The 23,936-nt window shown below is 58.1% G+C and carries 23 protein-coding genes; 19 read left to right on the plus strand and 4 right to left on the minus strand.

Annotated features, from left to right (window positions below; translation table 11 throughout):
* The first annotated feature begins 7 nt into the window (after positions 1-7).
* The 8 genes from F1C16_RS20855 (at position 8) to F1C16_RS20890 (ending at position 6,044) form a co-directional block, all read left to right on the plus strand.
* Positions 8-649: a helix-turn-helix transcriptional regulator gene (locus F1C16_RS20855; protein ID WP_084549026.1), complete on the plus strand. Its 642-nt coding sequence runs from the start codon at positions 8-10 to the stop codon at positions 647-649.
* A gap of 60 nt (positions 650-709) precedes the next feature.
* A complete protein-coding gene (locus F1C16_RS20860; RefSeq protein ID WP_073285712.1) occupies positions 710-1,048 on the plus strand; it encodes a four-helix bundle copper-binding protein in 339 nt (112 codons plus the stop codon).
* Between the two features lie 137 nt (positions 1,049-1,185).
* The gene (locus tag F1C16_RS20865; protein WP_073285755.1) at positions 1,186-1,395 is read left to right on the plus strand and encodes a heavy-metal-associated domain-containing protein; all 210 of its coding nucleotides are present in this window, start codon (positions 1,186-1,188) and stop codon (positions 1,393-1,395) included.
* 287 nt (positions 1,396-1,682) lie between these two features.
* A complete protein-coding gene (locus F1C16_RS20870) occupies positions 1,683-2,141 on the plus strand; it encodes a DUF305 domain-containing protein (RefSeq protein WP_073285715.1) in 459 nt (152 codons plus the stop codon).
* Positions 2,142-2,509: 368 nt separating this feature from the next.
* Positions 2,510-2,686, plus strand: coding sequence for a hypothetical protein (locus F1C16_RS20875; RefSeq protein WP_185284582.1), 177 nt, complete (start codon positions 2,510-2,512; stop codon positions 2,684-2,686).
* A gap of 6 nt (positions 2,687-2,692) precedes the next feature.
* Positions 2,693-4,501 (plus strand): ThiF family adenylyltransferase, encoded by a 1,809-nt coding sequence (locus tag F1C16_RS20880; protein WP_073285718.1) that lies wholly within the window; start codon positions 2,693-2,695, stop codon positions 4,499-4,501.
* Positions 4,498-4,983, plus strand: a complete 486-nt coding sequence (locus F1C16_RS20885) for a Mov34/MPN/PAD-1 family protein (RefSeq protein WP_170865260.1) — start codon at positions 4,498-4,500, stop codon at positions 4,981-4,983. The genes F1C16_RS20880 and F1C16_RS20885 overlap by 4 nt, the downstream gene beginning before the upstream one ends.
* A gap of 101 nt (positions 4,984-5,084) precedes the next feature.
* Positions 5,085-6,044 carry a tyrosine-type recombinase/integrase gene (locus F1C16_RS20890; RefSeq protein ID WP_073285721.1) on the plus strand — a complete coding sequence of 320 codons (960 nt, stop codon included), beginning with the start codon at positions 5,085-5,087 and terminating at the stop codon, positions 6,042-6,044.
* 33 nt (positions 6,045-6,077) lie between these two features.
* On the opposite strand, the gene F1C16_RS20895 is transcribed toward F1C16_RS20890, so the two are convergent.
* Positions 6,078-9,167 (minus strand): DEAD/DEAH box helicase, encoded by a 3,090-nt coding sequence (locus F1C16_RS20895; RefSeq protein WP_185284583.1) that lies wholly within the window; start codon positions 9,165-9,167, stop codon positions 6,078-6,080.
* A gap of 351 nt (positions 9,168-9,518) precedes the next feature.
* Between F1C16_RS20895 and F1C16_RS20900 the strand changes: the two genes are divergently transcribed.
* The 3 genes from F1C16_RS20900 to F1C16_RS23265 are packed head-to-tail and all read left to right on the plus strand — an operon-like array spanning position 9,519 to position 13,785.
* On the plus strand, positions 9,519-11,105 hold the full coding sequence (locus F1C16_RS20900) for a site-specific DNA-methyltransferase (RefSeq protein WP_185284584.1): 1,587 nt from the start codon (positions 9,519-9,521) through the stop codon (positions 11,103-11,105).
* Between the two features lie 12 nt (positions 11,106-11,117).
* Positions 11,118-13,670: a DEAD/DEAH box helicase family protein gene (locus tag F1C16_RS20905; protein WP_308461665.1), complete on the plus strand. Its 2,553-nt coding sequence runs from the start codon at positions 11,118-11,120 to the stop codon at positions 13,668-13,670.
* The gene (locus tag F1C16_RS23265) at positions 13,663-13,785 is read left to right on the plus strand and encodes a hypothetical protein (RefSeq protein ID WP_308461666.1); all 123 of its coding nucleotides are present in this window, start codon (positions 13,663-13,665) and stop codon (positions 13,783-13,785) included. The genes F1C16_RS20905 and F1C16_RS23265 overlap by 8 nt, the downstream gene beginning before the upstream one ends.
* 45 nt (positions 13,786-13,830) lie before the next feature.
* Here the strand turns inward: F1C16_RS23265 and F1C16_RS20910 are convergent, their stop codons facing one another.
* Entirely contained in the window at positions 13,831-14,679 is an 849-nt protein-coding gene (locus tag F1C16_RS20910) for a phospholipase D-like domain-containing protein (protein WP_185284585.1), read from the minus strand.
* Positions 14,680-14,849: 170 nt separating this feature from the next.
* On the opposite strand from F1C16_RS20910, the gene F1C16_RS20915 reads away from it, so the two are divergent.
* The 8 genes from F1C16_RS20915 to F1C16_RS20950 all read left to right on the plus strand — a co-directional run bounded on the left by F1C16_RS20915 (position 14,850) and on the right by F1C16_RS20950 (position 22,873).
* Positions 14,850-15,320, plus strand: coding sequence for a DUF4236 domain-containing protein (locus F1C16_RS20915; RefSeq protein WP_073285395.1), 471 nt, complete (start codon positions 14,850-14,852; stop codon positions 15,318-15,320).
* The gene (locus tag F1C16_RS20920) at positions 15,313-16,074 is read left to right on the plus strand and encodes an IS5 family transposase (RefSeq protein ID WP_073285398.1); all 762 of its coding nucleotides are present in this window, start codon (positions 15,313-15,315) and stop codon (positions 16,072-16,074) included. Before F1C16_RS20915 ends, F1C16_RS20920 begins: the two co-directional genes overlap by 8 nt.
* A 713-nt stretch (positions 16,075-16,787) precedes the next feature.
* Positions 16,788-17,339: a DUF4158 domain-containing protein gene (locus F1C16_RS20925; protein ID WP_044518448.1), complete on the plus strand. Its 552-nt coding sequence runs from the start codon at positions 16,788-16,790 to the stop codon at positions 17,337-17,339.
* Positions 17,340-17,344: 5 nt separating this feature from the next.
* Positions 17,345-18,457: a sensor histidine kinase gene (locus F1C16_RS20930; RefSeq protein WP_084549014.1), complete on the plus strand. Its 1,113-nt coding sequence runs from the start codon at positions 17,345-17,347 to the stop codon at positions 18,455-18,457.
* A complete protein-coding gene (locus F1C16_RS20935; RefSeq protein ID WP_044518450.1) occupies positions 18,454-19,233 on the plus strand; it encodes a LytTR family DNA-binding domain-containing protein in 780 nt (259 codons plus the stop codon). Before F1C16_RS20930 ends, F1C16_RS20935 begins: the two co-directional genes overlap by 4 nt.
* 267 nt (positions 19,234-19,500) lie before the next feature.
* Positions 19,501-19,818 carry a DUF305 domain-containing protein gene (locus F1C16_RS20940; RefSeq protein WP_258049180.1) on the plus strand — a complete coding sequence of 106 codons (318 nt, stop codon included), beginning with the start codon at positions 19,501-19,503 and terminating at the stop codon, positions 19,816-19,818.
* 133 nt (positions 19,819-19,951) lie between these two features.
* Positions 19,952-21,358, plus strand: a complete 1,407-nt coding sequence (locus tag F1C16_RS20945; protein ID WP_044518525.1) for a YncE family protein — start codon at positions 19,952-19,954, stop codon at positions 21,356-21,358.
* A gap of 42 nt (positions 21,359-21,400) precedes the next feature.
* Positions 21,401-22,873 carry a YncE family protein gene (locus tag F1C16_RS20950; protein ID WP_185284586.1) on the plus strand — a complete coding sequence of 491 codons (1,473 nt, stop codon included), beginning with the start codon at positions 21,401-21,403 and terminating at the stop codon, positions 22,871-22,873.
* Between the two features lie 101 nt (positions 22,874-22,974).
* On the opposite strand, the gene F1C16_RS20955 is transcribed toward F1C16_RS20950, so the two are convergent.
* The gene (locus tag F1C16_RS20955) at positions 22,975-23,259 is read right to left on the minus strand and encodes a DUF202 domain-containing protein (RefSeq protein ID WP_073285404.1); all 285 of its coding nucleotides are present in this window, start codon (positions 23,257-23,259) and stop codon (positions 22,975-22,977) included.
* Positions 23,260-23,270: 11 nt separating this feature from the next.
* The gene (locus tag F1C16_RS20960; protein ID WP_073285406.1) at positions 23,271-23,933 is read right to left on the minus strand and encodes an MBL fold metallo-hydrolase; all 663 of its coding nucleotides are present in this window, start codon (positions 23,931-23,933) and stop codon (positions 23,271-23,273) included.
* Between the last annotated feature and the right edge of the window lie 3 nt (positions 23,934-23,936).

Consider the following 23,936-nt stretch of genomic DNA (forward strand, 5'->3'; position numbering starts at 1 on the left):
CTTCCTTATGGCCGCCCCACTTCCCACTATGCCTGGTGCTCCCAGCTGTGTGCTTTACATCAAGCACATGGTATGCGCGCGCGGTATTCGGGTGGTGCGTCGGGAGCTGGAAGGCTTGGGGCTACGCGTACTCGACGTGCGGCTGGGCGCGGCCACGGTGGCGGGCCAGGCCGAAGACCTGGACTGGGCCAGCATTCGGCACGCCTTGGAAACAGCCGGGTTTGCGCTGCTGGAAAGCCCGCACGAGGCCCTGGTAAACCGCGTGAAGCGCACGGTCGTGGAGCTGTTGCAACGTCCCGCAACCGTGCGGCACCGCGACTTCGTGCCCACGTTGGCCCACGAAATCGGGACCGACGGCCGCCGGCTGCACGCGGCCTTCGCCCGCCTGCCCGGCCACGAAAGCCTGACCAGCTATATCACCGGGCAGCGGCTGGCCTACGCGCAGGAGCTGCTGCGCACCTCCCGGCTCGACGTGGGCCGCATCGCCCGGCAGCTGGGCTACGGCAGCCTGGCCCATTTCTCGGGCCAGTTTCGCCGGTACGCGCAGTGCTCCCCGTCGGCTTACCGGCAGCAGTTGGAAGCGGAAGTCGAGCCGTTGCTTTCTCTAAATGATGCAAGTTCGAGCGCAAATGGTGTAAAACCAGCGTAGTAGAGGAGGGTATAAGCATTATCGGGGCATTCGCTCCATTCATGCCTAAACCGCCTTACCATGCATACCCAGAACCAAGCCCTTCTCGACGCCCTCAACGCCTGCATCGCCGCCTGCGAGCATTGCGCTTCCGCCTGCCTGAAAGAAGACGACGTGAAGATGATGGCCCGCTGTATCAGCATTGACCGTGACTGCGCCGACATCTGTGCCCTGACTGCCCGCTTCGTGGCCCGCGGCTCCGAGCACGCCCAACACCTGCTGGGTGAGTGCGCCGAAATCTGCAAGGCCTGCGGCGACGAGTGCGCCAAGCACACCCACATGCAGCACTGCCAGGAGTGCGCCGAGGCGTGCCGCCGCTGCGAGCAGGCCTGCCGCGCCGGCTTGGGCGTGGCCGCCTAAGCCGGGCCTTTCGGACGGCGGGCCGCAAATCATGCAAGTCTACGACCCAATTCTGTACCCTCTTCGGGACACCTTGGCCGCAGCTTTGCGTGTTGTATTTCCAGCGGCCCGGCTTGGGCCCCCAAACGCAAATCGTCATGAAAACCCTGCATTTCAAAACCAACATCAACTGCGGCGGCTGCATCAAGGCCGTTACGCCGACCCTCAACGAGCAAGCCGGTGCCGGCAACTGGCAAGTGGATACAGCTAACCCCGACAAAATTCTGACCGTCAGCTCGGAACGACTTACCACCGAGCAGGTGGTAAAGGCCGTCGAGCAAGCCGGCTTTTCCATCCAAGCCGTTTAAGCGGTTTTTCCATCTGGGCAAGACGCCCGGCCAGCTTGGTCGGGCGTTTTCATTGGTGTGCGGCGCGCCCTGATTGAAGCCTAGCCATACTTCTTGGTTTGGTGCAGTTCCATGATTTAGGCTGCACCAAGTGCTCCTTTCGCCACTGATATCCTAGAGCCCACCAGCACCAAATTATGCAATTGCAAACACCCTGCGCGAATAATCCAGCCCGCTAGCCAGCCGTACTTATCAGTGCACATCTCATGCTGCGCCGGAGCCGGTTTTTATCACCCATCTTTCTCTCCATGGAGCACTCTAAGCCATACTCCCGTTTTTTTCTGATGCTGGCCGTCTCGCTCGTGGCCATGTACGCCGTCATGTACCTAAACGTGTACGAATGGGACCACGTGTACTTCAGCCTGACCCGCCTCTACATGGCCGTGCTCATGCTCGTGCCCATGACCTTTATCATGATGGGCTTTATGTGGAGCATGTACCCCGACAAGCGCCGCAACCTGTTCATCATGGCTGGAAGCTTGGTGGTATTTGTGGTCGTTACCATCATGGTCCGCTCCCAGATTTTCGTCGACGACCAGTTGTGGATGAAAGGCATGATTCCGCACCACTCCATTGCCATCTTAGTCAGCAAGCAGGCCACCATCAAAGACCCTGAAGTGCGCACTCTCGCCGACAGCATCATCAGCGCCCAACAGCGCGAGATTAGCCAGATGAAGCGCATTCTCCACCGGCTGCAACAGCAATAACTTGGTTTTCTGAACACCAGAATTCAAAGCCGATGCCTGTAATGTGTTGATCACAAAATCATTCTGATACCAACTGGTAAGGCCACCTTTTTCTCCGTTTAAGCTTCTAAGGCGTTGCATGCAACGTTGTAAATGGCGATAGAGGGCTAAACAATGTACAATAGCTGGATATAAGAGTTTACTCTACACTAAGATAACTTACTAGTTCTATCCTGCACCTCTAGGTTGAGCTTATCTAAAATGTACGACAGCAAGTTTATAGGATTGATTAAATTTTTAGCAATTTACCAAACCCTTTATCAAACGACCCTCGTTAAAAACAACCAATCTCCCGATATACGGTGAGAGGCTAAATCACTTTTCTCACTATGCCACAGCCCGATAATCCCGGCAAAGGTCCTGGCACTCCCGGCCACCCTAACCCTCCTGGCAACCCAACGCCTCCTGGTAATCCTACAGGTCCTGGTATCCCTCCCGGCAAGCCCGACCCCGGACCGCATAACCCGCCTAAACCCCCTAAGGACCGTCCCGTAGGCCAGCAGTAAGTTCGCATGCCCTATCAGTCCTGGTTTGAAGCCGATCCAGATCGGCTGCAACGAGAATTAAATGCCCTGGCCGCGTGCGGCGTTGACGCTACTGTTGACGCTACTGCCCGTGACCAGGGCATTTTAAGGCTCTCCTTCTCGATAGACGGTACGAATCCATGCTTTGGCCTTGCCGGCTTAGTAGATTCGGTGGAACTGGTGGCTACCTTTCCGGACAATTACCCTTATTTCCGACCGGAAGTAGCCGCTACCAACCTGACCCTACCGCGTCACCAACACCCGCTGGGCAGCAATTTGTGTTTGCTGCCCCGGCCTGCAGACAATTGGGCGCCTCAATGGCAGTTGGCGACGTATCTGCAGGAGCAGCTGGCCAAGGTGTTGCGCAAAGGAAACATCACCGATCCGGCCCTGCTGGCTGCAGATCCGGATGAGCAGGCAGAACCTGCCAGCGAATACTTTCACGCCCGTAATCTGGTTGTTTTCGACGACACAGGTTTACCAGCTGTCGACCCGATACTACCGGCGGTTGCCGTACTCGGCAAGATGTTAATCGGCCTGCCGAAAAAAGCTGGCGTAGCTTCTCGTCTGGCCGTGCTCGAAACTACAGACACCGCCGGCCGTACGCACCGGTTGCCCCAAGCATTATGGGAGCAGTTTCCGTTGCACTTTATCAGCGGCCATTTGCTACACCTCTCTCAAGCACCACCTTATACCGATTCGCAGTCCGTATTGCGCTGGCTCCTGGATCTGGCCGCGCAGCATGGTATCGTCTCGTCCTTTGCGGGCAAACCCCTGCCCTTATCCGACGGAACGACGCTTAAGCGGGTAATCGGGTTCCGTTTTCCGGAGGAAGTAGCCCCAGGCCAGATGGGCACGGGCTGGTTGTTTTTGCTTGAAATGTCCTTTAAACAGATGGTACCGCATGGCCCCAAGGGCAAGTTAGTACCGCAGGACATGCGCTACATCAATTTCGGCAAAGCGGCACGAACTACCCCAGCCGATTTGCAGCTCCGCATTCCCGCCCTGAAGGCCCTGAGTCAGCATACCATCGCGGTGGTGGGATTAGGCGCATTAGGTGCCCCTACTGCTTTGGAACTGGCCCGTAACCAAGTAGGCGAGCTGCGGGTGATGGACTTTGATCATGCGGAGCCCGGCCCCAGTGTGCGCTGGCCGCTCGGCCTGGCTGCGGCTGGCTTGCTCAAAACCGATGCTATTCGGGATTTCCTCGCGCTGCAGTACCCCGCCACCCGTGTGGTACCCGTCAACCATAAGATAGGTGCGTTACGGAATGAGAATGAGCCGAGTGAACAGGAAATCATGGACACGTTTTTGGATGGCGTTGCCTTGCTCATTGATGCCTCCGCCGACAAGGGCATCAGCCACTTCCTGGCCCGGACAGCACAGGCACGCCGTATTCCGTTCATATCCCTGTACGCTACGCCAGGCGCATGGGGTGGCCTAATAATGCGGGTAGTTCCCGGGCAGACGGCTGGCTGCTGGATGTGCGCGCAATATCACCTGTTCGACGGGAGCATTCCCGTTCCCCTGGCCGATGAATCTACAGGTAGTACGCAAGCAGCCGGGTGCGGCGACCTGACATTTACCGGGGCGAGCTTTGATTTGCAGAACGTCGCCTTGGCGGGCGTTCGACTGGCCGTTTCTACTTTGAGCGCTGGTGGCCCGGAAGACTATCCCCTTACGTCATGGGACGTGGGCGTGGTACAACTCATGACGCCCGAACGCCAGCTGCTGCCCCCAACTTGGCATACCTTCTCCTTGGAAGCACATCCGTCTTGCCCTTACTGTTCGCCGTGATTGAAGCTGAATTTACGCTCTGGTTATCAGAATCGGCTTACAAGGCTATTTTGCTGGAAGCCATGCGCAGGATGCCGTGCGAAACGGGCGGCATCCTGCTGGGCTATTGGAGCACCCCTCAGGAAGCGGTTATCACCGCCATTATCGGTCCCGGACCAAAAGCGGTACACCGCAAACGGTCCTTTCAGCCCGACAGCACTTATCATGAACGGGAAATAGCACGGCATTATGAGGAATCCGGTCGCACCGAAACGTATTTGGGTGACTGGCATACTCATCCTAAGGCCGGGGCTTACATGAGCAGTAAGGATGAATCCACGTTACGGGTGCTGGCTGACTACGCACCAGCCCGGCTCTTGACACCCATCATGATGATCTTAGGAACTGATCCGCCTAGCTTGAAAGCGTGGATACACACATACAGAAGAAAGCTGCTATTCAAAACTTCGGCTTTTCACACTTGCAAGATCTTACACTATTAACAGCAGTGGATAAGGTATGATAAGCTTTACTTATCATACCTTATACTGTACCTTTGGCAAGCGCCCATTTTTCGGGTATTCACTCCTTATAATAGGCTGCCGTGAGCACCGTACCCGTCGTCCCGCCTTCGCCCGCCTCCACCAGCCTCGCGCACCTGGCCGAGCAAACCGCCCGCTACGTCGAAGCCGGCCTGCAGGGCGCGCCCAACACGGCCCGGGCCTACGCCGGCGACTGGCGCCGCTTCACTGCGTGGTGCACCGAGCACGGGCAGGTCGCGCTGCCGGCGTCGGTGGATACGCTCGCCGGATTTGTGACGCACCTGGCCGAAGCTGGCAAGAAGGTGGCCACCATCCAGCGTCATTGCGCGGCCATCAGCAAAGCCCACGCGCTACGGGACCTGGCCTCACCCACGGACGATAAGAAATTCAAGGTGCTGCTCGAGGGCATCAGCCGCGTGAAGGGCACCCGCCAAAAGCAGGCGCCGGCGTTTTCGCTCGCCAACTTTAAGCGCACCGTCAAGCACATCGACGCCTCAACACCAGGTGGCCTGCGCGACCGGGTGATTTTGCTGCTGGGCTTTACCGGGGCCTTTCGGCGCTCAGAACTATCTGCGCTCGACTTGGAGGACCTCACGTTTTCGGACGACGGATTGACCATTGACCTGAAGCGCAGCAAGACCAACCAGTTGGGAGAGGCCGAAGAAAAAGCCATTTTCTATTCTCCAGACCCATCGCTCTGCCCCATCCGAACGCTGCAGGCCTGGATGCGCATGCTCGGCCGCACCGCCGGCCCGGTGCTGGTGTCCCTACGCAAGGGTGGACGGCTGACGGAGCGCCGGCTGACAGATGTGCACCTGAACAAGATTGTGCAGCGGCACTTAGGCCCGAAGTTCACCGCCCACTCTCTACGCGCTTCGTTTGTGACGGTGGCCAAGCTCAACGGCGCCGATGATAGTGAGGTAATGAACCAGACTAAGCACAAGACAAGCTCCATGATCCGGCGCTACACCCGCCTCGACAATGTGCGGCAGCACAATGCAGCTCAGAAATTGGGATTGTAAGTGCGTGGGTGAGGCTTTACAAGCTCGGTTCACTTACGAAGCAAGAACCGAGAGTGTGCAAGACCCTATTGTCTGCAGGTATGCATGAGCACCGGAAAACAACTTTCTGATGCGCTGATAAGCTTCTACCTGAGTACCGCTGTGATTCGTGGTTTTCAAGCCAGGCTGCACAATCACAATATCCACTGTAAGGTTAGGATTGTTGATGCTCATCAGTATCTCCTTCAGCTTGTCAAGCGACCCTTTCTTCACCCTATTCCCAGTATCTCCTTTATTGCGATAAACCAACCGGTTGAGCAACACTTTTTTGTTTGTCCAAACCGCTGATTTTACTGCTTGACCACATACCTCGTAGATATCATCAACGGAACATCTGGGTTCTTCTCCACTCTGCTTTTTGCAGTGGAAGAACTTGATGCTATCCGGACGAAAGGCTAAGATATCCGCTACCTCCAATGAGGCATGGTCATAGTACACCACATCATAATCAGGTAATACCATTTGCTCAATGTAGTCGTGAATCGACAGCCTGGTATCACCAGCTAACGTATTCGCGGTGATGTCATCTGCTGTATAAAATTCCCGATTCACATTAACCTGTAAGCCTGACCATCCTATTGCTTGTATGGCACCGTCAGGCATGAGGTCAAACCCGGTGTTAAAGTCCATCAAAGTGCGACCGGCAAGCTTTGACCAGTCTTCGAAGTAAAAATTGATGGGAGCATCCGTAAGCAAGGTGAACAGGCTTTTCTGGCGAAGCACGTTGTTACCTCGTGTCTCGTGTAACTTACAGGGGGTCGATTCGAGGTAGTAGAATGCTATATCCGGCTTAATACGGTAGCCAATTTTTGCATAGGCTTGACCTCGCTTAACAAAGAACACAAGCTGATTTTGTGTACACTCCTCGCGGCAAATGCTGATTTCACAAGCCACAAGCAAAGCCTCTTCCACAACTTCATCATCTGCGTCCACGAAGGCCACACGCGTTTCCCTATTATAAATCGACCCGTCCCAGTCAGCCGCTACCAGAGCGTTATCGTCGCTTATGGGGAACTCACTGATGTCCCGTCCACAATCAAGCTCGGTTAGCGGCGATTTAAGGTTGTCCATCTCGGCATCCGAAATCTTGCGGCTCAGTTTATTAAGCCAATCAAGCAGTTCAGGCACTTTCCCATCTACTATCGACCACACTTTGGAGCTGGTACTAATACCGAGTAGCATCTCTTCCTCTAATACCGAATCAAAGCCAGCACCAAAAGAATGACCCCGGGTATAATTGAAGGCGTCTGCAGCGGTCAGTAATTCTTGGGTACTACCACCTAGAAGCTGACGATAGGACTCGTTGCTCCCTTTAGCCTTCCGGCTACGCATACCAATGTTGTAAAACTTGCACCCTTCCCAGCCGGCCAGAACCCGCTTAAGCATCGGCAATGAGAGAATCTCCGCAAAAGCTAATCGGTCAACCACGTAGCTATGAGCTAATTCTTTATACAACTCATTATCCTTCAAGGAAGAGCAGAAGTAAAGCAAATTGTGTGGCTTATCGTAGTAAGCGAGGATTAGGCTGTTTTTGACATCTTTAAGATTGTCATCAGCACCATACCACGCTGGCGTAATCAGTTCACCCAGAACAAATACCGCGAGTCGGTACTCCGTACTGACATGGTGATGCCTTAAAATCACTCGGCTCATGTTAGCAAGCCCATTGAAATTAGGTACGACACTTAAGTCGACTAAATCAGGCTCCTCCTCGTCTTCGTCTACTTTAGCAACTTCCTTTGGAATTAGACGATAAATTTTAGTGTGATAAAAGGGCTTTAACTCTTCGTTTTCAAGGAGCAATGCCTCTTCTGTATCAACCACATAAGTGTCATCTGGAGGTGTAACTTCTTCTAAGGTGTCGAAGAAATGTTGCTCCTCCTCTGTGCGGTCAGTTCTTGCGCGATGCAGCTCAGGTAAGATAGCCGCCCAATCTCGGGTATCCTTGAATAATTGAATTTTATCAATCTCGAAATCGTGCGTGCTTGCGACAACGTGTGCAGTATTCGCAGCTGCTACATTTGTACGGCTTATGCGGCCTACAAACTGTAGGGTAATAGGTAGCGTTCTGTGAGGAGCATGAATTGCAGCAATTTTCAAGGAAGGGAAATCGTAGCCTTCCCCCATCATATCCACGCAGATAACTCCATCTGCTTCCCCCTCTTCGAGCTTTTTCATGCGCTTATCTATAGTGGATTGCGCAAGCTTGCTATAGATGAGCACTAGCTTTAGTGCGGTCTGCGAGTCGTATAGCTGCTTCAACTGTTCAGCACGGGTCCGTGAATCCGTCCGTATGATGATTTTGTGGCCATGTTGTTGATGGCTACCGAACACCTCCTCGGTCTTTTTGGCAATGGCAAGGTCGCGGTCAGTTGGCTCCTGAATACCAGCTGTTTCTACCGCTACATATTCAATTTTACTGAACTGCCCTAGGTCGTATGCTAGTTTTAACGGGTAATTATAGACCAAGCGGGCCTTTAAATCCTTTTTATCGTTTCGGAAAGCTGTTGCCGTAACAAGAATCCTTTTAGCTGGCGAAAAGTGATTTAGCAAGTAGGTCCACGATTTTGCCCGGCTGTGGTGTGCTTCATCTACCAGCACCACGTCGAAAGCATTGGCCTCCAGCACCTGGGGTAACTCTTCTATTCGGTTCAGAGTATCTGGTATACCCACCACCACGTCATGATTCGCTAGAATATCGTTCCATTCCGCCTTGTTATGAATGACGTTCTTTAACTCATAGACGCGGGGTTCTGGGGCATCAGGGCTCAAAACCTCATTATTGATCAAGTCCCTGCGAAGCTTAAAGTGCCTGGCAATTTGCTTCCGAACCATCTGGCTAGGTGTCACGACCAAGACTTTACTTGCCCGGAGCGCGTAGCAGGCCGCTATCATAACGGCTGTTTTACCCGTCCCCGTGGGCATACTGACCAGCGCAGCATCTTTCCGGACACTGAAATGAGCTAGGATAGCTCCTACTGCTCCCACTTGGTTCTCGCGTAACCCTTTCTGCACTACCTCTTCCCCTACTTTGATTTGTTGCTTGAGCCAGAATTGCTGGTATGCGCTCGAGAAGGCTGACATTAGGAAAGATTGATAGTGAAGAGAAAGGTAGCTGACCATTACATCATGCCAGATGGGCAGCTGTATGCGTCGATTCCGCGGTACACGGTATTGTTCAGTGGGTGACTTTGCTGTACAAAATTTGGAGCAGCGACATAGCACAATCTATTAAGTTAGATGCCCTTGCCTAACAAGACTAGCACAAGCCGGAATGCTAACGAAGATAGTGCTTTCGAGGACTGATTTTTAGCTTGAGGTCAGAGAGTTAATGCGATTAGGTCCCTCTTAACTAGCTTTTTTAGCTACCAGGCAGGATTAGTTTTGGGTTTTGGGCTTCCGTACCTTCGTCTTTACACTCATAGTTACCCCCGCATGCCCACGCTCCACTGGATTGGTAAAGACAAAGTCATCAACCACCACCAGGACGTTCCGTTCCGACTTCTTGACCACCAGTACGGCGCCCTCGCCGACGGCACCCAAACCACCGAGCCCACCGGCAGCGGCAACCGCATCATCCACGGCGACAACCTCGAAGCCCTGAAAGCCCTGCTACCAGAGTACGAGGGCCAGGTAAAGTGCATCTACATCGACCCACCCTACAACACCGGCAATGAGGGCTGGGTGTATAACGACAACGTCAACGACCCCAAAATCAAGAAGTGGCTTAGCCAGGTAGTGGGCAAGGAAGGCGAAGACCTTTCCCGCCACGATAAGTGGCTGTGCATGATGTACCCGCGCCTCAAGCTGCTGCACAAGCTGCTGGCGGAAGATGGGAGCATTTGGATTTCCATTGACGATGTGGAGTATGCCAACCTTAAACTCATGTGCGATGAGATTTTCGGTGCGGGCAACTTTGTAACGAACGTCATCTGGCAGAAAAATTACAGTCCCAAGAACTCTGCTAAGCACTTCTCCGTGGACCACGATTCTATTCTGGTTTATGCTCGGAATGCTGATTCGTGGCGTCCTAAGCTAATGTCGCGCAGTGAGGAGCAAAACAGCCGATACAAAAATCCTGACAACGACCCACGAGGACCATGGAAGTCAGGTGACTTGTCCGCTCGAAACTTCTACAGTCTCGGCACATACGCTATAACGACTCCATCTGGGAGGGTTATCGACGGACCTCCTAAGGGCCGTTACTGGGTCATTAATGAAGAAAAGCTATGGGCATATCATAAAGACAATCGTATTTGGTGGGGCAAGGATGGAAAGTCTAGCCCATCTATAAAACGCTTCTTATCAGATGTTCAGGATGGAGTTGTACCGCAAACACTTTGGTTTTACACTGAAGTTGGGCACACCCAAGATGCTAAGAAGGAGGCCAACAAGATTCTGCATGATGTTGACACCTTTCCAACCCCAAAACCCACCAAGCTGATTGAGCGGGTGCTTCAGTTAGCCACCGACAAAGATTCCATCGTCCTCGACAGCTTTGCCGGCAGCGGCACCACAGCCCACGCCGTGCTCAAGCTCAACCAGCAGGACGGTGGCAACCGCCGCTTCATCCTCACGGAAATGGAAGATTACGCCGAGCGTATCACGGCGGAGCGGGTGAAGCGCGTCATGCAGGGCTACGCCGGCCAACCTGGCACCGGCGGCAGCTTTGACTACTACACCCTGGGCGCGCCCATCTTCACCGAGGCCGGCGAGCTGAACGAGCAGGCCGGCCTGGCGGGCCTGCGCCAGTACCTCTATTACGCCGAAACCAAGCAGCCCCTGCCCGCTCCCTCGGCCGACGACAACGCGGCCTTTCTGGGCCTGCACGACGATACGGCCTACTATTTCCATTACCAGCCCGACGCCGTTACCACACTCAACCACGAGTTTCTGGCCACCATGCGCACCCGCGCCGGCCAGTACATCATCTACGCTGATAACTGCCTGCTGCCGGCCGAGTTCATGACCCAGCACGGCATTATTTTCAAGAAAATCCCTCGCGACATTTCGCGCTTCTAACCCCCGGCCGATATGGAGCTGAAACCCTACCAGCAGGAAGTCATTACGGACCTGGCCCGCTTCCTCGATTGCGTGCAGGCCACCAAAAACCTGCCCGACGCCTTCCACGACTTCTGGGCCACGCACCCGCGTACGCCCCTGCAGCCCTTTCCCGGCGCGGCCGTGGAGCCCTACAAGAACACCGTGCCCGGCGTGCCGCACGTGTGCGTGAAGTTGCCCACCGCTGGCGGCAAAACCTTTCTGGCGGCCAACGCGCTGCGCACCATCTTCGCCGCCTTTCCGCCCGACCGCCCTAAGGCCGTGGTGTGGCTGGTGCCCTCCGTCACCATTCTGGAGCAGACGCTGCGCCACCTGAAAGACCCCAGCCACCCCTACCGGCAGAAAATTAACACCCACTTCGCCGGCCGGGTGGAAGTGTACGACAAGGCCGCCCTGCTGCAAGGCAGCGGCTTTTCGGCCAGCTCCGTGCAGGAGCAGCTGAGCCTGGTGGTGCTCAGCTTCGACTCGCTGCGGGCCCGCAACAAGGAGGACCGCAAGGTGTACCAGGAAAACGGCAACCTACAGTCCTTCGGCACGCTGCTAGGCCCCGGCGACGAGGATATTACCCTCATGCGGGTGATTCAGGCCCTGAACCCGGTGGTGGTAGTCGACGAAAGCCACAACGCGGAAAGCGAGCTGAGCGTGGACATGCTCAAGAACCTGAGCCCCTCGTTCATCCTCGACCTGACGGCCACCCCGCGCAAAAACAGCAACATTATCAGCTTCGTGGATGCGCTGGCCCTGAAAAAGGAGCACATGGTGAAGCTGCCCGTCATCGTCTACAACCACAACGACCGCACGGAAGTCATCAACTCGGCCCTGCAGCTGCAACGCAACCTGGAGCTGCAGGCGAAGAAAGAGCAGAAGGAAGGCGGCCGCTACATCCGGCCCATCGTGCTGTTTCAGGCCCAGCCCAAAACCGCCGATGACAACACCACCTTCGAGCTGCTCAAGCAGAAGCTCATCGACCGCAAGATTCCGGCCGAGCATATCCGCATCAAGACGGCGGGCCTGAACGAGTTGAAGAACGAGGATCTGTCGTCGCCGAAATGTCCGGTGCGCTACATTATCACCGTAAATGCCCTGAAAGAAGGCTGGGACGCGCCCTTTGCCTACATCCTGGCCTCGCTGGCCGATAAGTCGTCGGCCGTAGACGTGGAGCAGATTCTGGGCCGCGTGCTGCGCCAGCCCTACGTGGCCCCGCACCAGGCACCCATGCTCAACATGAGCTACGTGCTGACGGCCTCCAGCAAGTTTCTGGAAACGCTGGATAAGATTGTGGTGGGCCTGAACAAAGCCGGTTTCAGCGCCCGCGACTACAAAGTGGCCGACGCCACTACCCTCGCGCCCAAGCCCGACCCGCTGGCCAGCTTCGTGCAGGCCCCGCTCAACTTCGACGCCCCCGCCCCCACGCCAGCCATCGATGATCTGGCCGACATTGACTTCGGCCGCATTGCCCCAGTGGAGCCTGTCACCGATGAGGCTGCGGCGGCCGTGTCGGTCACGCAGCCGCAGGTGGCCTCCACGGCCCCGGCGGCGGGCTCCTTGCAAGCCATTGCCCAGGCCGCTCTGGCCCAGCAGGCCGAGTTCGAGCAAACCGTGGCTGCGAGTACGGCCAGCGGCACTACGCCCCCTCCCAGCGCCCTCCAATCCCTCGTGAAAACCTATCCGATCAAAGAGATTTTCCGCGAGCAGGCCACGGCCCTGCGGCTGCCCCAGTTCTTCTGGAAGAAACCCGCTGCCACGCTCTTCGATGGCGACGCCGGCAGTACCAGTGTGCTGCTGGAGAAGGATTACCTGCTCGAAGGCTTTCAGCTCGGCAAGGAAAACACTGACATCAAGTTCGACGGCGTGTCTTCGGAGCTCTACCGCGTGGACCTCGACGACACCAAGAAAGAAGCCACGCCCACCTTCACCCGCATCGACGGCGACGCGAAGGAGCGCATCATGACGTTCATCCTCGACCCGACCCGCAAAGACAGCCGCGTCAAGAACTTCACCAGCCGCATCATGGGCCTGATCGGCAACCTCTACCCCATTGCCGACAAGGAAATTGAGCGCTACGTCCGCCGCATCCTCGAAGACTTCACCGACGAGCAGTTCACGGATTTCGCCAACCACGAGCACACCTACACCCAGAAGATCAAGGACAAAATCCGGCAGCTTTCGGAGGCGTACGCGCTGAAGCAGTTCCGCAACTTCCTCGACCAGGATAAAGTCTCGATGCAGCCGGCCTACGCGCTGCCGGCCCAGATTACACCCGGCGACACGGGCAAGGACATTACCAAGTCGCTGTACGAGAAGGAGGGCAAGATCAACGGCTTCGAGGAGCGGGTCATCAACGAGCTGGCCAACCTGCCCAACATTGCCTTCTGGACGCGCAACCTAGAACGCAAAGGCTTCCGGATTAATGGTTTCCTCAATCACTACCCCGACTTCATCATCCAAACCAAGAGCGGCAAGACTCTGCTGGTAGAAACCAAGGGCGACCACCTCGACGCCGAGCAGAAAAATCAAATTGGGTGAGTACTGGGTGCAGAAAGCCGGCAACGACTTCCGCTACTTCATGGTCTATGAGCGCCGCGTGGTGGACGGGGCCTACAAGCTGGATGACTTCCTGAACTTGGTGAAGGGTATTTAAGCTGTCATCTTCTGCTAATGAAGCTTAATTGTAACTGTGCTGTTTTCAAGCGTCTTTAAAAGCTCGCACACTTTTAATGAACGTCATCACCTCTGCTAACAATTGCTTCTTTTCGGGCAGTCGCAGGTTATCTAGGTATGCTGTAGACAACCGGGGCTGGTAGGCGCCTTCCACCATGCTATAGTGTCCTCGGTCACCCCTATCCAAATCATAACGGAAAGATGGAGACGTAAAGAAAGTTGAGCGCCGCGCCTCAAATGCGCCGGCCTCAGCTTCCGAAACAATTGCACTCAGAAAAAGCCGATTCGTAGCCTTGTCCACGTACAAGAAGAACGTGTTCGATACCGCCCGGATTTCGAACTCGTCCTTTTGGAAGGTAACCCGCGCGTCTCGCCGGGTCTGGTCGGCAATGTAGTGTTCCAAGGCCACGCTGAACCGCTCCTTGGTCAGGTACAGGTCGGCCTCCGTTGGCCGCTCGCTCATTTCGTGCGGCACCACGAAGCGCTTCACAAAGCTTTTGAGTTCGTCCAGCTCCGTCTGGGTTTCCAACTTGCAGCCTATTTCGATGGAGTTGCTGTTGGAGCTAGCCAGTAAGTTCATGGAGGAAATGACCCCGCTGGTTTCACTGAAGTAGAACTTTGCGTGCAGGTTGCTTACTAGCCGCGCTTTCAGCCCCAGCGCCTCTACCTGCTCCCAACTGCCCGCATTATCGGGGTCGTTACGCACGAAAAAGTCAATCCGTACTCCTCGCCCTTTGGCTGCCGTTAGGGCTGCGGCCAACTGCTGCCACTGGGTTAGTTTTACGTAGGGCGACACTAGAATTAAGTACTGCTGGGCGGAGTGAATCACCTCTAATACTTCACTGCTGATTTGGTGGGGCTGGAGAATCTTCATGTAACGAATGCCGGCAATCAACGCGCAATTTAGAGTTTGATAGCTCACGTGCCACATGGGCTATCACGAGATAAATCGACTGTGGCTACATGACTAATTTCCTCGCAAGAAGTGAGTTGGGACATTCATTGACCCGTGTATATTGCGAATAGACTTTCTATCCATTATCCATGGGATTCTCGTTTCGCAAATCCATTAGCTTCGGCCCAATGCGGGTCAATTTATCTACCCGGGGCATTGGCTACTCCGTGGGCGTGAAAGGTGCCCGGATTAGGGTCAATCGGCGGGGCACTTACGTTTCGCTGGGGGCTGGTGGCATTCAGTACCGCAAATACATACAGCAGACGACAACTCACAGCCCGTCTTATCCACCCGCGCCGCTGCCGCCCACGGCTCAGGGGCACCTGCACACTATTACCTCCGATGAGATAACTCAACTTAGTGACGTTGACTCGCAGGATTTCATCAACGAGCTAACTGAGAAAGCCGCCAAGATTTCATTTGCCAAGTGGGGTACGCTGGTCTTGGCTCTACTATTGGCCTTGGTTAAGAGCCTGTTTGGGAATTGGCTTGGGTCTAAAGAAAAACGAGCCAGTAAGTTGCAGGCGGAGTTCCTAGGCTCCGGTCTGCATTATGGTTGACGGCTATCAACCCCTCACTGACTCGCAGTGGCAAGTTATGCGCTGCTTACTGCCGCTGCAACGCAAACGGCGCCTGTGTTTGCGCCAGGTGGTGGACGCGTTGCGCTACGTGTGCCGCTCAGGTTGCCAGTGGCGCAGCCTGCCGGCGGCATTTCCCAAGTGGACGGCCGTGTATTATTACTTCCGCCGCTGGCAGCAGGACGGCACGCTGCAGCGCTTGAACCGGACTTTGAACGAAGCCGACAGGCAAGCGCAGGGGCAGCCGGCCACACCGACCGTGCTGTGCCTGGACAGTCAAAGTGTGAAGCTCGCCCCGCGCATCGCCGAGCACCGCGGCATCGACGGCGGCAAGTGTGTGAACGGGCGCAAGCGGCAGCTGCTGGTGGACCGGCAAGGGCGCGTGTGGGCCTGCCGCGCGCACGCGGCCAACCAGAACGACAGCCGCGGCGCGGCCCCGTTGCTGCGGGAGCGGCGCCACTGGGGCCCGCACCTGACCACCGTGGTGACCGACCGCGCCTACCGCGGCCACTTTGCCGAAGGGTTGCTGGCGCGTGGACTACGGCATGAGGTCAGCAGCCGGCCGCCGTCGGCGCGCGGCTTTGTCCCGGTCGGCTGCCGCTGGGTGGTCGAACGCACCTTCGCCTGGCTGAACTTCTTCCGACGGGTGGTCATGGACTACGAGTACACGCCCGAAAGCCACGCGGCTTGGATCCTCTGGGCTAACGTAACCCTTTGCCTCAACCGACTATATTGATTTCCTAACAGGCTATTAGAGCCAATGGTCATTAGGGCCGACACGTTCGCTCGGCCCGATTACTGTGTTAAACACTAATTGGGGCACAATTAGGGCGAAACATGCGTGTCCCAAAACCAGAATCAAAGTATACAGCACATACACACCTCCTTGTCTTAACGCCCTAAGAGTGCTTGCCACTGTAAGGCCCAAAGCCACAACTACGTTTAAGCACGTACCTATTATCAAAGCAAGTTTACTTAGTTGCCATTGAGTGTACCTAATGTCTTTGGGATGGTCAAGGCAGCTTAGAAACCAAGGCATTACGTTACGCGCTAACCTTGATGCAGTCTTAGGTTCGTATTCGAATACAAACAGCCACATTTTTGGAAGCATATAGGGCACATATACACAGCAAAAGCTAAGAAGAAGCATCAAAAATGCTATTAGTATGTCTCTTTTTTTCAGGCTTGTCATCGTATTCATCTTTATCATAAGTGCAATAACGACCTCTCTTCCCTAAGAACCTGTTGGTAAATCGATTTGCGATTAAAGGGAACGATTCCCCAACAGGCTCTAAAAGTTTGGTACAAAAGTTAATCGGCGGCCTTGGCAGCGGCTGGCTTTCGGTGGGCGTGGATGACCACTTTACGGTGGCGTAAGTACTTATAAAGGGTAACCTTCGTTTTAGTGAACAAGCCAGCTGGCTATTTTTAGGATTTCCTTCCTGCTCCATGGCCCGCTACTTGTTTTTACTCGACGCGACCCAGCGCCGTGCCTTCGACCAGCCCCCTGTTTTCAATCCGCCCCAGCGGCAGCTCTTCTTTGCGTTGCCCGACTGGGCCACCCGGTCTCTGGCTACGCTGCTGGCCCCGCACAGCCGGGGCGGCTTCGTACTGCAGGTCGGCTACTTCAAGACGACGGGGTGCTTCTTTCCCGTGGACCGGTTCCTGGCGACTGACCAGGCGTACGTGCAGCAGCGTTACCACTTGGGAGCGGTGGAGTGGACGCGCTACGGCAAGGTCACCCGCTTTAACCACCAGCAGCAGATTCTGCAGCAATTCGGGGTTCCGCCCTTCGAGCAGGTCGAAGCCGCCGTGCGCCAGCAAGTGACGCATTTCGCCCGCCTATTAGGACCGCCTTTTTCCGTATCTATTCAGGCACTGTCCTGCCTGCTTTGGCTGAAATCATTTTCTCCGATGCTGACCCGAAGGCCCGTTGACCCGCTAAAAAGGCCATCCTGGAGGCCAGGCCAGCGCGGCGGCGGCGGGTTTCGCTACCTTTAAAGCGCATGAGTACGACCGCACGGCCCCTGGAACGGCAACTATCTCCGCCCCTGGTGAGCGGCTCCACCATTGCCCTGGCGTGGCTGCTGTTCAGCGGGTTCATGGTGCTGCTGATTTTTGTGCAGAACCTCTCGGCCGGCACGCCCACTGACTGGCGCGAGGCCCTGGGCGGGCGGCTGTTGCACAGCCTGATTTGGGGCCTGCTCACGCCAGTGGTGTTCGCCCTGGCGGCCCGCTTCAACCTCACCGAACGCCGGCACCGCCTCTGGCACCTGCTGGCCCACGCGGCGGCTAGCTACGTCCTGACCCTGGTGTACCGCCTGGGCTACGCCGCCGTGATGCACGGCAGCGGGGCCACGCCGGGCGGCTTCTCCCTGCATACCGTTGTGGCCAATGCCAACAACTGGGTGCCCATCTACTGGATGCTGCTGTGCATCGCCTACGCCGTGCAGTACCGCGAGCGGTACCGCGAAGGCCGGGTGCGGGCCGCCCAGCTCGAAACCCAGCTGGTGCAGGCCCAGCTGCAGGCCCTGAAAATGCAGCTTCAGCCGCACTTTCTCTTCAACTCGATGAACGCCGTCTCAGCCCTGATGACCCAGGACGTGAAGGCCGCCCGGCGCATGTTGGCCCAGCTCAGCCAGTTTCTGCGGCTGGTGCTGGAAGGCACCGACGAGCAGGAGGTGACCCTGGAACAGGAGCTGCGCCTCACGCGCCTCTACCTCGAAATCGAGCAAACCCGCTTCCCCGACCGGCTAGCCGTGCGCTACGACATCGCCCCCGATACCGAGGGCGCGCTGCTGCCTGCCCTGCTGCTGCAGCCGGTGGTGGAAAACGCCGTGCGCCACGGCCTGGCGCCCCGCGCCGGGGCCGGCGAGCTGGCCGTGCGGGCCGAAAAACAGGGCGACCGACTCGTGCTGCAAGTGCACGACAACGGCCAGGGCGCGGCCGATACCGCCGCCCGGGGCATCGGCCTGCGCAACCTGGAAAGCCGCCTGACTACGCTCTACGGCCCAGACTACGCCCTGGCGGTGGAGTCGGCCCCGGCGTGCGGCTACTGCCTGCGCCTGTCCATCCCGTTCCGGCTGGCAGCGGCCGGGGTTACGCATCTATCCGCATGAGGCCCATCCGCACGCTGCTGGTCGACGACGAGCCGCTGGCGCGCAGCCTGCTGCGGGAGCTGCTGGCCGATTTTCCGGCGCTGACCGTGACGGGCGAAGCCGCGAACGGCACCGAAGCCTTGGCCGCCCTGCAAACCGGCGCGTACGACGTCGTCTTTCTCGATGTGCAAATGCCCGACCTCGATGGCGTGCAGGTGCTGGGCCGGCTGCGGGAAGCCGGCCAGCCGCTCCCGCTGGTGGTGTTCGTGACGGCCTACGACCAGTACGCGGTGCAGGCCTTCGCGCTCCACGCTGTCGATTACCTGCTCAAACCGCTGGACCCCGACCGGTTTGCCGACTGCGTACGCCGGGTGCAGCAGCAGCTACGCCTGCGCCAGTACCAGGCCCGCGTCCCCGAGCTGGAGGCCCTGCTGCACAGCTGGACCGCCCCGGCAGCTGACTACCAGGACCAGTTCCTGGTGAAGCTGCCGGAGCGCAGCTTCTTCGTGCCGGCCGCCGAGGTGTGCTACTTCGAGGCCAGCGGCAACGGCGTGCAGCTACACGCGGCCGGCCGGCACTACCCGCTGCGCACGGCCCTGGGCCAGCTGGCCGAGCGGCTCGACCCGGCCGTGTTCCTGCGCATCCACCGCTCGTGCATCGTCAACCCGGCCCACATCGTGGACTTCAGGCACTGGTCGCACGGCGAGTACCTGTTTCGCATGGCCAACGGCCAGCACGTCACCTCCTCGCGCAGCTACAGCGCCGGCGTACAGCAGTTGCTCAAGCGATTTGCCTGAGCCGGCCCGGAACCTGGAAGGCCAGTTCACCCCGGGATAGGTCCAGTTGGCCCGTGTCGGGCGTTCATTTTTGGAAGTTGCCCGTTAGTGCACCAGCCCCCCACTCATGGGACGGCAACAGCGCACGACATGACCAAACCCTTCCTCTTTTTGCTGGCCTTCACCTTCGGCGGAGTCGCGACGGCCCGCGCCCAACACCATACCCCGGCTGGTACTACATCAATGCCGGGCACGACCCACTCCATGACGGGCATGACCGGCCTGAAGATGGACCACACAGCCGCGCCCGGCACCCCGGTCGCCGCCTTCCAGCACGGCATGGATTCGGTGATGGTGGTGATGGACGAGGGCATGCGCCGCATGGAGGGGGCCCGCCCCGACGACATCGACGCCAGCTTCGCGGCCATGATGCTGCCCCACCACCAGGGGGCCGTGGACATGGCCCGTCTGCAGTTGCTGTACGGCAAGGACCCCGCCCTGCGCCGCCTGGCCCAAAGCATCATCGCCGAGCAGCAGGTCGAGATTCAGCAGATGGCTGCCTGGCTGAAACAGCACCCCGTGGGCACGCAGAACCCTGGCAAATAGTACCTAATTCCGTTTAAACCGTCATGCTGAGCTTGTCGCAGCATCGCTACCGCTTCGTTGAAGAAGTGTTGATTAGTAAAGAGGTAGCGATGCTGCGACTTCGTTCAGCATGACGTTCTTTTTTCCCTATCCCATGAAATTCCCTCTCCTCCCCGGCCTGCTGCTCATTTCCAGCGTGGCGGCGGCTCAGGTCGTCAGCCACCGCGACCGGGTGTACACCGCCGACCAGATTTCCAACACCGTCTCGGTTATCGACCCCATGGATAACAAGCTGCTGGGCCAGATTATTCTGGGTAAGCCGCAGCCCGACTTGCTCTCGGCGCTCTACAAGGGGCAGGCGCTGGTACACGGCCTGGGTGCTTCGTCCGACCATAAGCTGCTGGCCGTGGTGTCGGTGGGCTCCAACAACGTGACCTTCATCGAAACGGCCACTAACGTCATCAAAGGCAGCGTGTACGTGGGGCGGGCCCCGCACGAGGCCACCTTCCGGCCCGATGGCAAGGAGGCCTGGATAACGGTGCGCGGCGAGGACTACCTATCGGTGATTGACGTGGCCACGATGCGCGAAACCCGCCGTGTGCCCGTGCCCAACGGCCCCGGCCAGATTGCCTTCAGCCCCGACGGCAAGCGCGCCTTTGTGTGCTCCAGCTTCTCGCCCGAGCTGGCCGTGGTGGACGTGGCCACTTACAAAGTCATCAAAAAGGTGCCGGTGGTGAGCCCCTTCTCGCCCAACATCTTCCCCACCAAAGACGGCCAGCAAATCTGGTTCACCCACAAGGATGTGGGCAAGGTATCGGTACTGGATACCAAGACGCTCACCATCAGCGGCGTGCTGACAACCGGCCCCGTCACCAACCACGTGGCCACGGTGGATGTGGCGGCCGGCAAGCTGGCCTACGTGACCGTAGGCGGCGAGGACGTAGTGAAGGTGTACAGCCGCGCCCCGGGCTTCAAGCAGCTGGCCACCATTCCGGTGGGGGCTAATCCGCACGGCATCTGGCCCTCGGGCGACGGCAGCCGGATGTACGTGGGCCTGGAAAACGGCGACTCCGCCGTGGCCATCAGCACGGCCAGCAACCGGGTGCTGGCCAAAATCAAGGTAGGCCAGGCCCCAATGGCGCTGATGTACGTGCCCAACGCCGTGCCTGCCGGCGCGGCCACAAACACCGGCCTCGGCCGGCAGCTGGTTGACCAGCCCGCCGTGGTGCGGACGCTCAAGCCGCCCACCGCTGGCCCCGCCACCGGCACCATGACGCTGCGCTCGGAAGGGCTGGTGGATTTGGCCACCTTCGCCCTGCGCGGCCTGACGCCGAACACCGACTACGACATCTTCCTGACCAGCGGCACCAAAGCGCCCTACGCGCGCGACTACGCCCTGACCACCGTGCGCACCGATGCCAAAGGCGGGGCCATGGGCCAGGCCCTGGGGCCGGTGCAGCGCATCGCGGGCGGCGAGTTGAACCCAGCGGGCAAAAAGTTTTCGCGGGTAATCGTCGCACCCAAAACCACTGACGGTGAACCCGCTTTACTGGCCGAATAGTCCGGCTTAGACTGGGCGGCAAAACCAGCATTTCATCCCTCCATGCGCATCACTACCTTATCCACCTGGGCCCTGGCAGCCACGCTGTTGCTCGGGGCCTGCTCGAAAAAGAACAGCGAGGAAACCGAGCCCGACATGGTCATTCCGCCCGACCCCGGCCCCATCGCAGCCAGCGCCGCCGACCGGGTGTACCTGGCCGACCAGTCATCGAACACGGTGTCGGTGCACGACCCGAGCACCAACCGGCTGCTGGGCGTGATTCGCTTGGGCAAGGGCCGGCCCGATTTTCTGAGCCCGCTCTACGACATGGAGTCCAACGTGCACGGGCTGGGGGTGTCGCCCGATGGCAAGACGCTGGGCGTGATTGCCACCCTCACCAACGCGGTGATTTTTATCGACCTAGCCACCAACACCGTCAAGGGCAAGGTATACGTGGACCGCAACCCCCACGAGGGCTTTTTCACGCCCGACGGCAGACAGTTCTGGGTGGCGGTGCGCGGCAAGGATTACGTGACGGTGATTGACGTGGAGAAAATGCAGGTGGTGAAAAACATTGCCACCGAGCACGAGCCGAGCATGGTCGTGTTCCGGCCCGATGGCAAAGTGGCCTTCGTGGACCACTCCGAAACCGCTACGCTCGACGTAATTGATGTGAAGAAGCGCGAGGTCATTGCCCGGGTGCCGGTGGTGAGCAAGTTCTCGCCCAACCTGGTGGTGACCGAGGACGGCCAGCAGGTCTGGATGACCCACAAAGACGTGGGCAAGGTGACCGTGGTGAACGCCCAGACCTACGCCGTGGAAGGCGTGATTGACACCGGCCCCGGCACCAACCATGTGAACATGGCCGGCCCCGGCGGCGGCACCCGCTTCAGCGGGGCCAGCGCCGGCGACTTCGCTTACGTAACCGTGGGCGGCGAAAACGCGGTGAAGGTGTATTCGCGCCAGCGCCAGCTGCTGGCCACTATCCCGGTGGGGGCCAACCCGCACGGTGTGTGGCCCAACGGCGACGGCAGCAAGCTCTACGTGGGCCTGGAAAACGGCGACGCGCTGGTCAGCATCGACACCAAAACCAACACCAAGCTCACCGAAACCGGCAGCGGCCAGGCCCCGCAGGCCCTGCTCTACGTGGTGAAAGCCGGCGGTGGCAGCCCCGGCGCCAGTGGGCTGGAAGCCTTCACGCCGGTGACGCCGGTGAACATCCGCCTGGTGCCCGTGGGTACGCAGCCGGTGCCCGGCGTGGGCGGCGGGGCCACCATCCGCCCCACCGAAGACCTCGACGAAATGGTACTGGCCCTCAAGCAGCTGGCCGCCAACACCACCTACACCCTGTACCTGTCGGACAGCAAAACCGCATTGGTGGCCCCGGAGCCGGTCATTTCCTTCAAAACCGATGATGGTGGCGCAGTCGAAGTCAACGCCTACTACCAGATTCGGCTGCGGCTGGCAGGCCGGTTCGCCGTGGTGGTGCTCGGCGACAAAAACCCGGCCGGCGCGGTCACGCTCACGCAGCCGTAAGCCGGCTGCTGACCAAGAAGGCCCCTGGTGCATGTCGCATCAGGGGCTTTTTTAGGGGCGCAAACGCTTTTGCTTCGGGTAGCACCGGGGTTTTTTGTTGCTCAACTACCTTCGCCGCTTGCTAGCTGGCAGGCCGCCAATTCCCGGCAATGGGCCCGAAAGCGCAGCAGCCCGACCGTCAGCACCAGCCCCGCCACCGCCAGCGCGGAGTAACCCAACCGGCCGCCCCGCTCGGGGTGAAACTGAAGGAGCGCCAGCCCGAAGCCCACCAGCGCCAGGCTGGTGCGCACGTAGGTGAGCAAAGTGCGCTCATTGGCCAGCCGGGTCCGTTGCAGGGCCAGCCGGTCCGAGAGGGCGAGTGGGTTGGTGGGGGGGGGTAGCGGCATAAGGGAGTAGGCTACGGGAGGGTAATGGCATCGCCCGGTTCGGCCAGCCGGTGAAACACGATGCCGTGCTTCTCAAAATACGGCCCGTAGTTCTCGTAGCGCTGCTGGATGAAGAAGGGCTTGAGGTAGCCGTCGTGTACGGGCAAAATTTGCCTGGGACGCATTTTCAGGGCGAAATCGGCCACCACCAGCTCCGTGAGAAAAGGCGCGGTGACGGGCAGCAGGAGCATTTCCACCCCCGCGAAGGGCAACAAATTGTTAGCAAAAGAGTCGGCGGGATTTAGCACCTTGCCATTCACCAGCCAGGCGGTCATTTGCGGCAAGGGGCTGTCGAGAATGGCCTCGTGCTGCACCGGAAGGGCCAGCAGCTGAAACACGCCCAAGTCTAGGCGACCTTCCTCGTGGATTTGCACCGTGAGGCCGTGCGCTTTCAGTTCGGTTGCCACCTCGCGGTTAGAGATGATAATGACCTGACGCAGGGCCACGATTTTCTGAAGCGCCGCCACGTCGAGGTGGTCGGGGTGGTTGTGGGTGATGATGATGACCGATACGTCTTTGAAAACCTCGGGGTGCACCAAGCCTTCGATGAAGGAAAACTTGCCCGGGTCGAAAAGAATCTGTTGGCCGTCGAGTTCGAACAGCAAACAGGAATGAATGTATTTGGTGATGCGCATGGC

Origin of the sequence: Hymenobacter sp. NBH84 (assembly GCF_014217645.1) — a bacterium.
GTDB lineage: Bacteria > Bacteroidota > Bacteroidia > Cytophagales > Hymenobacteraceae > Hymenobacter > Hymenobacter profundi.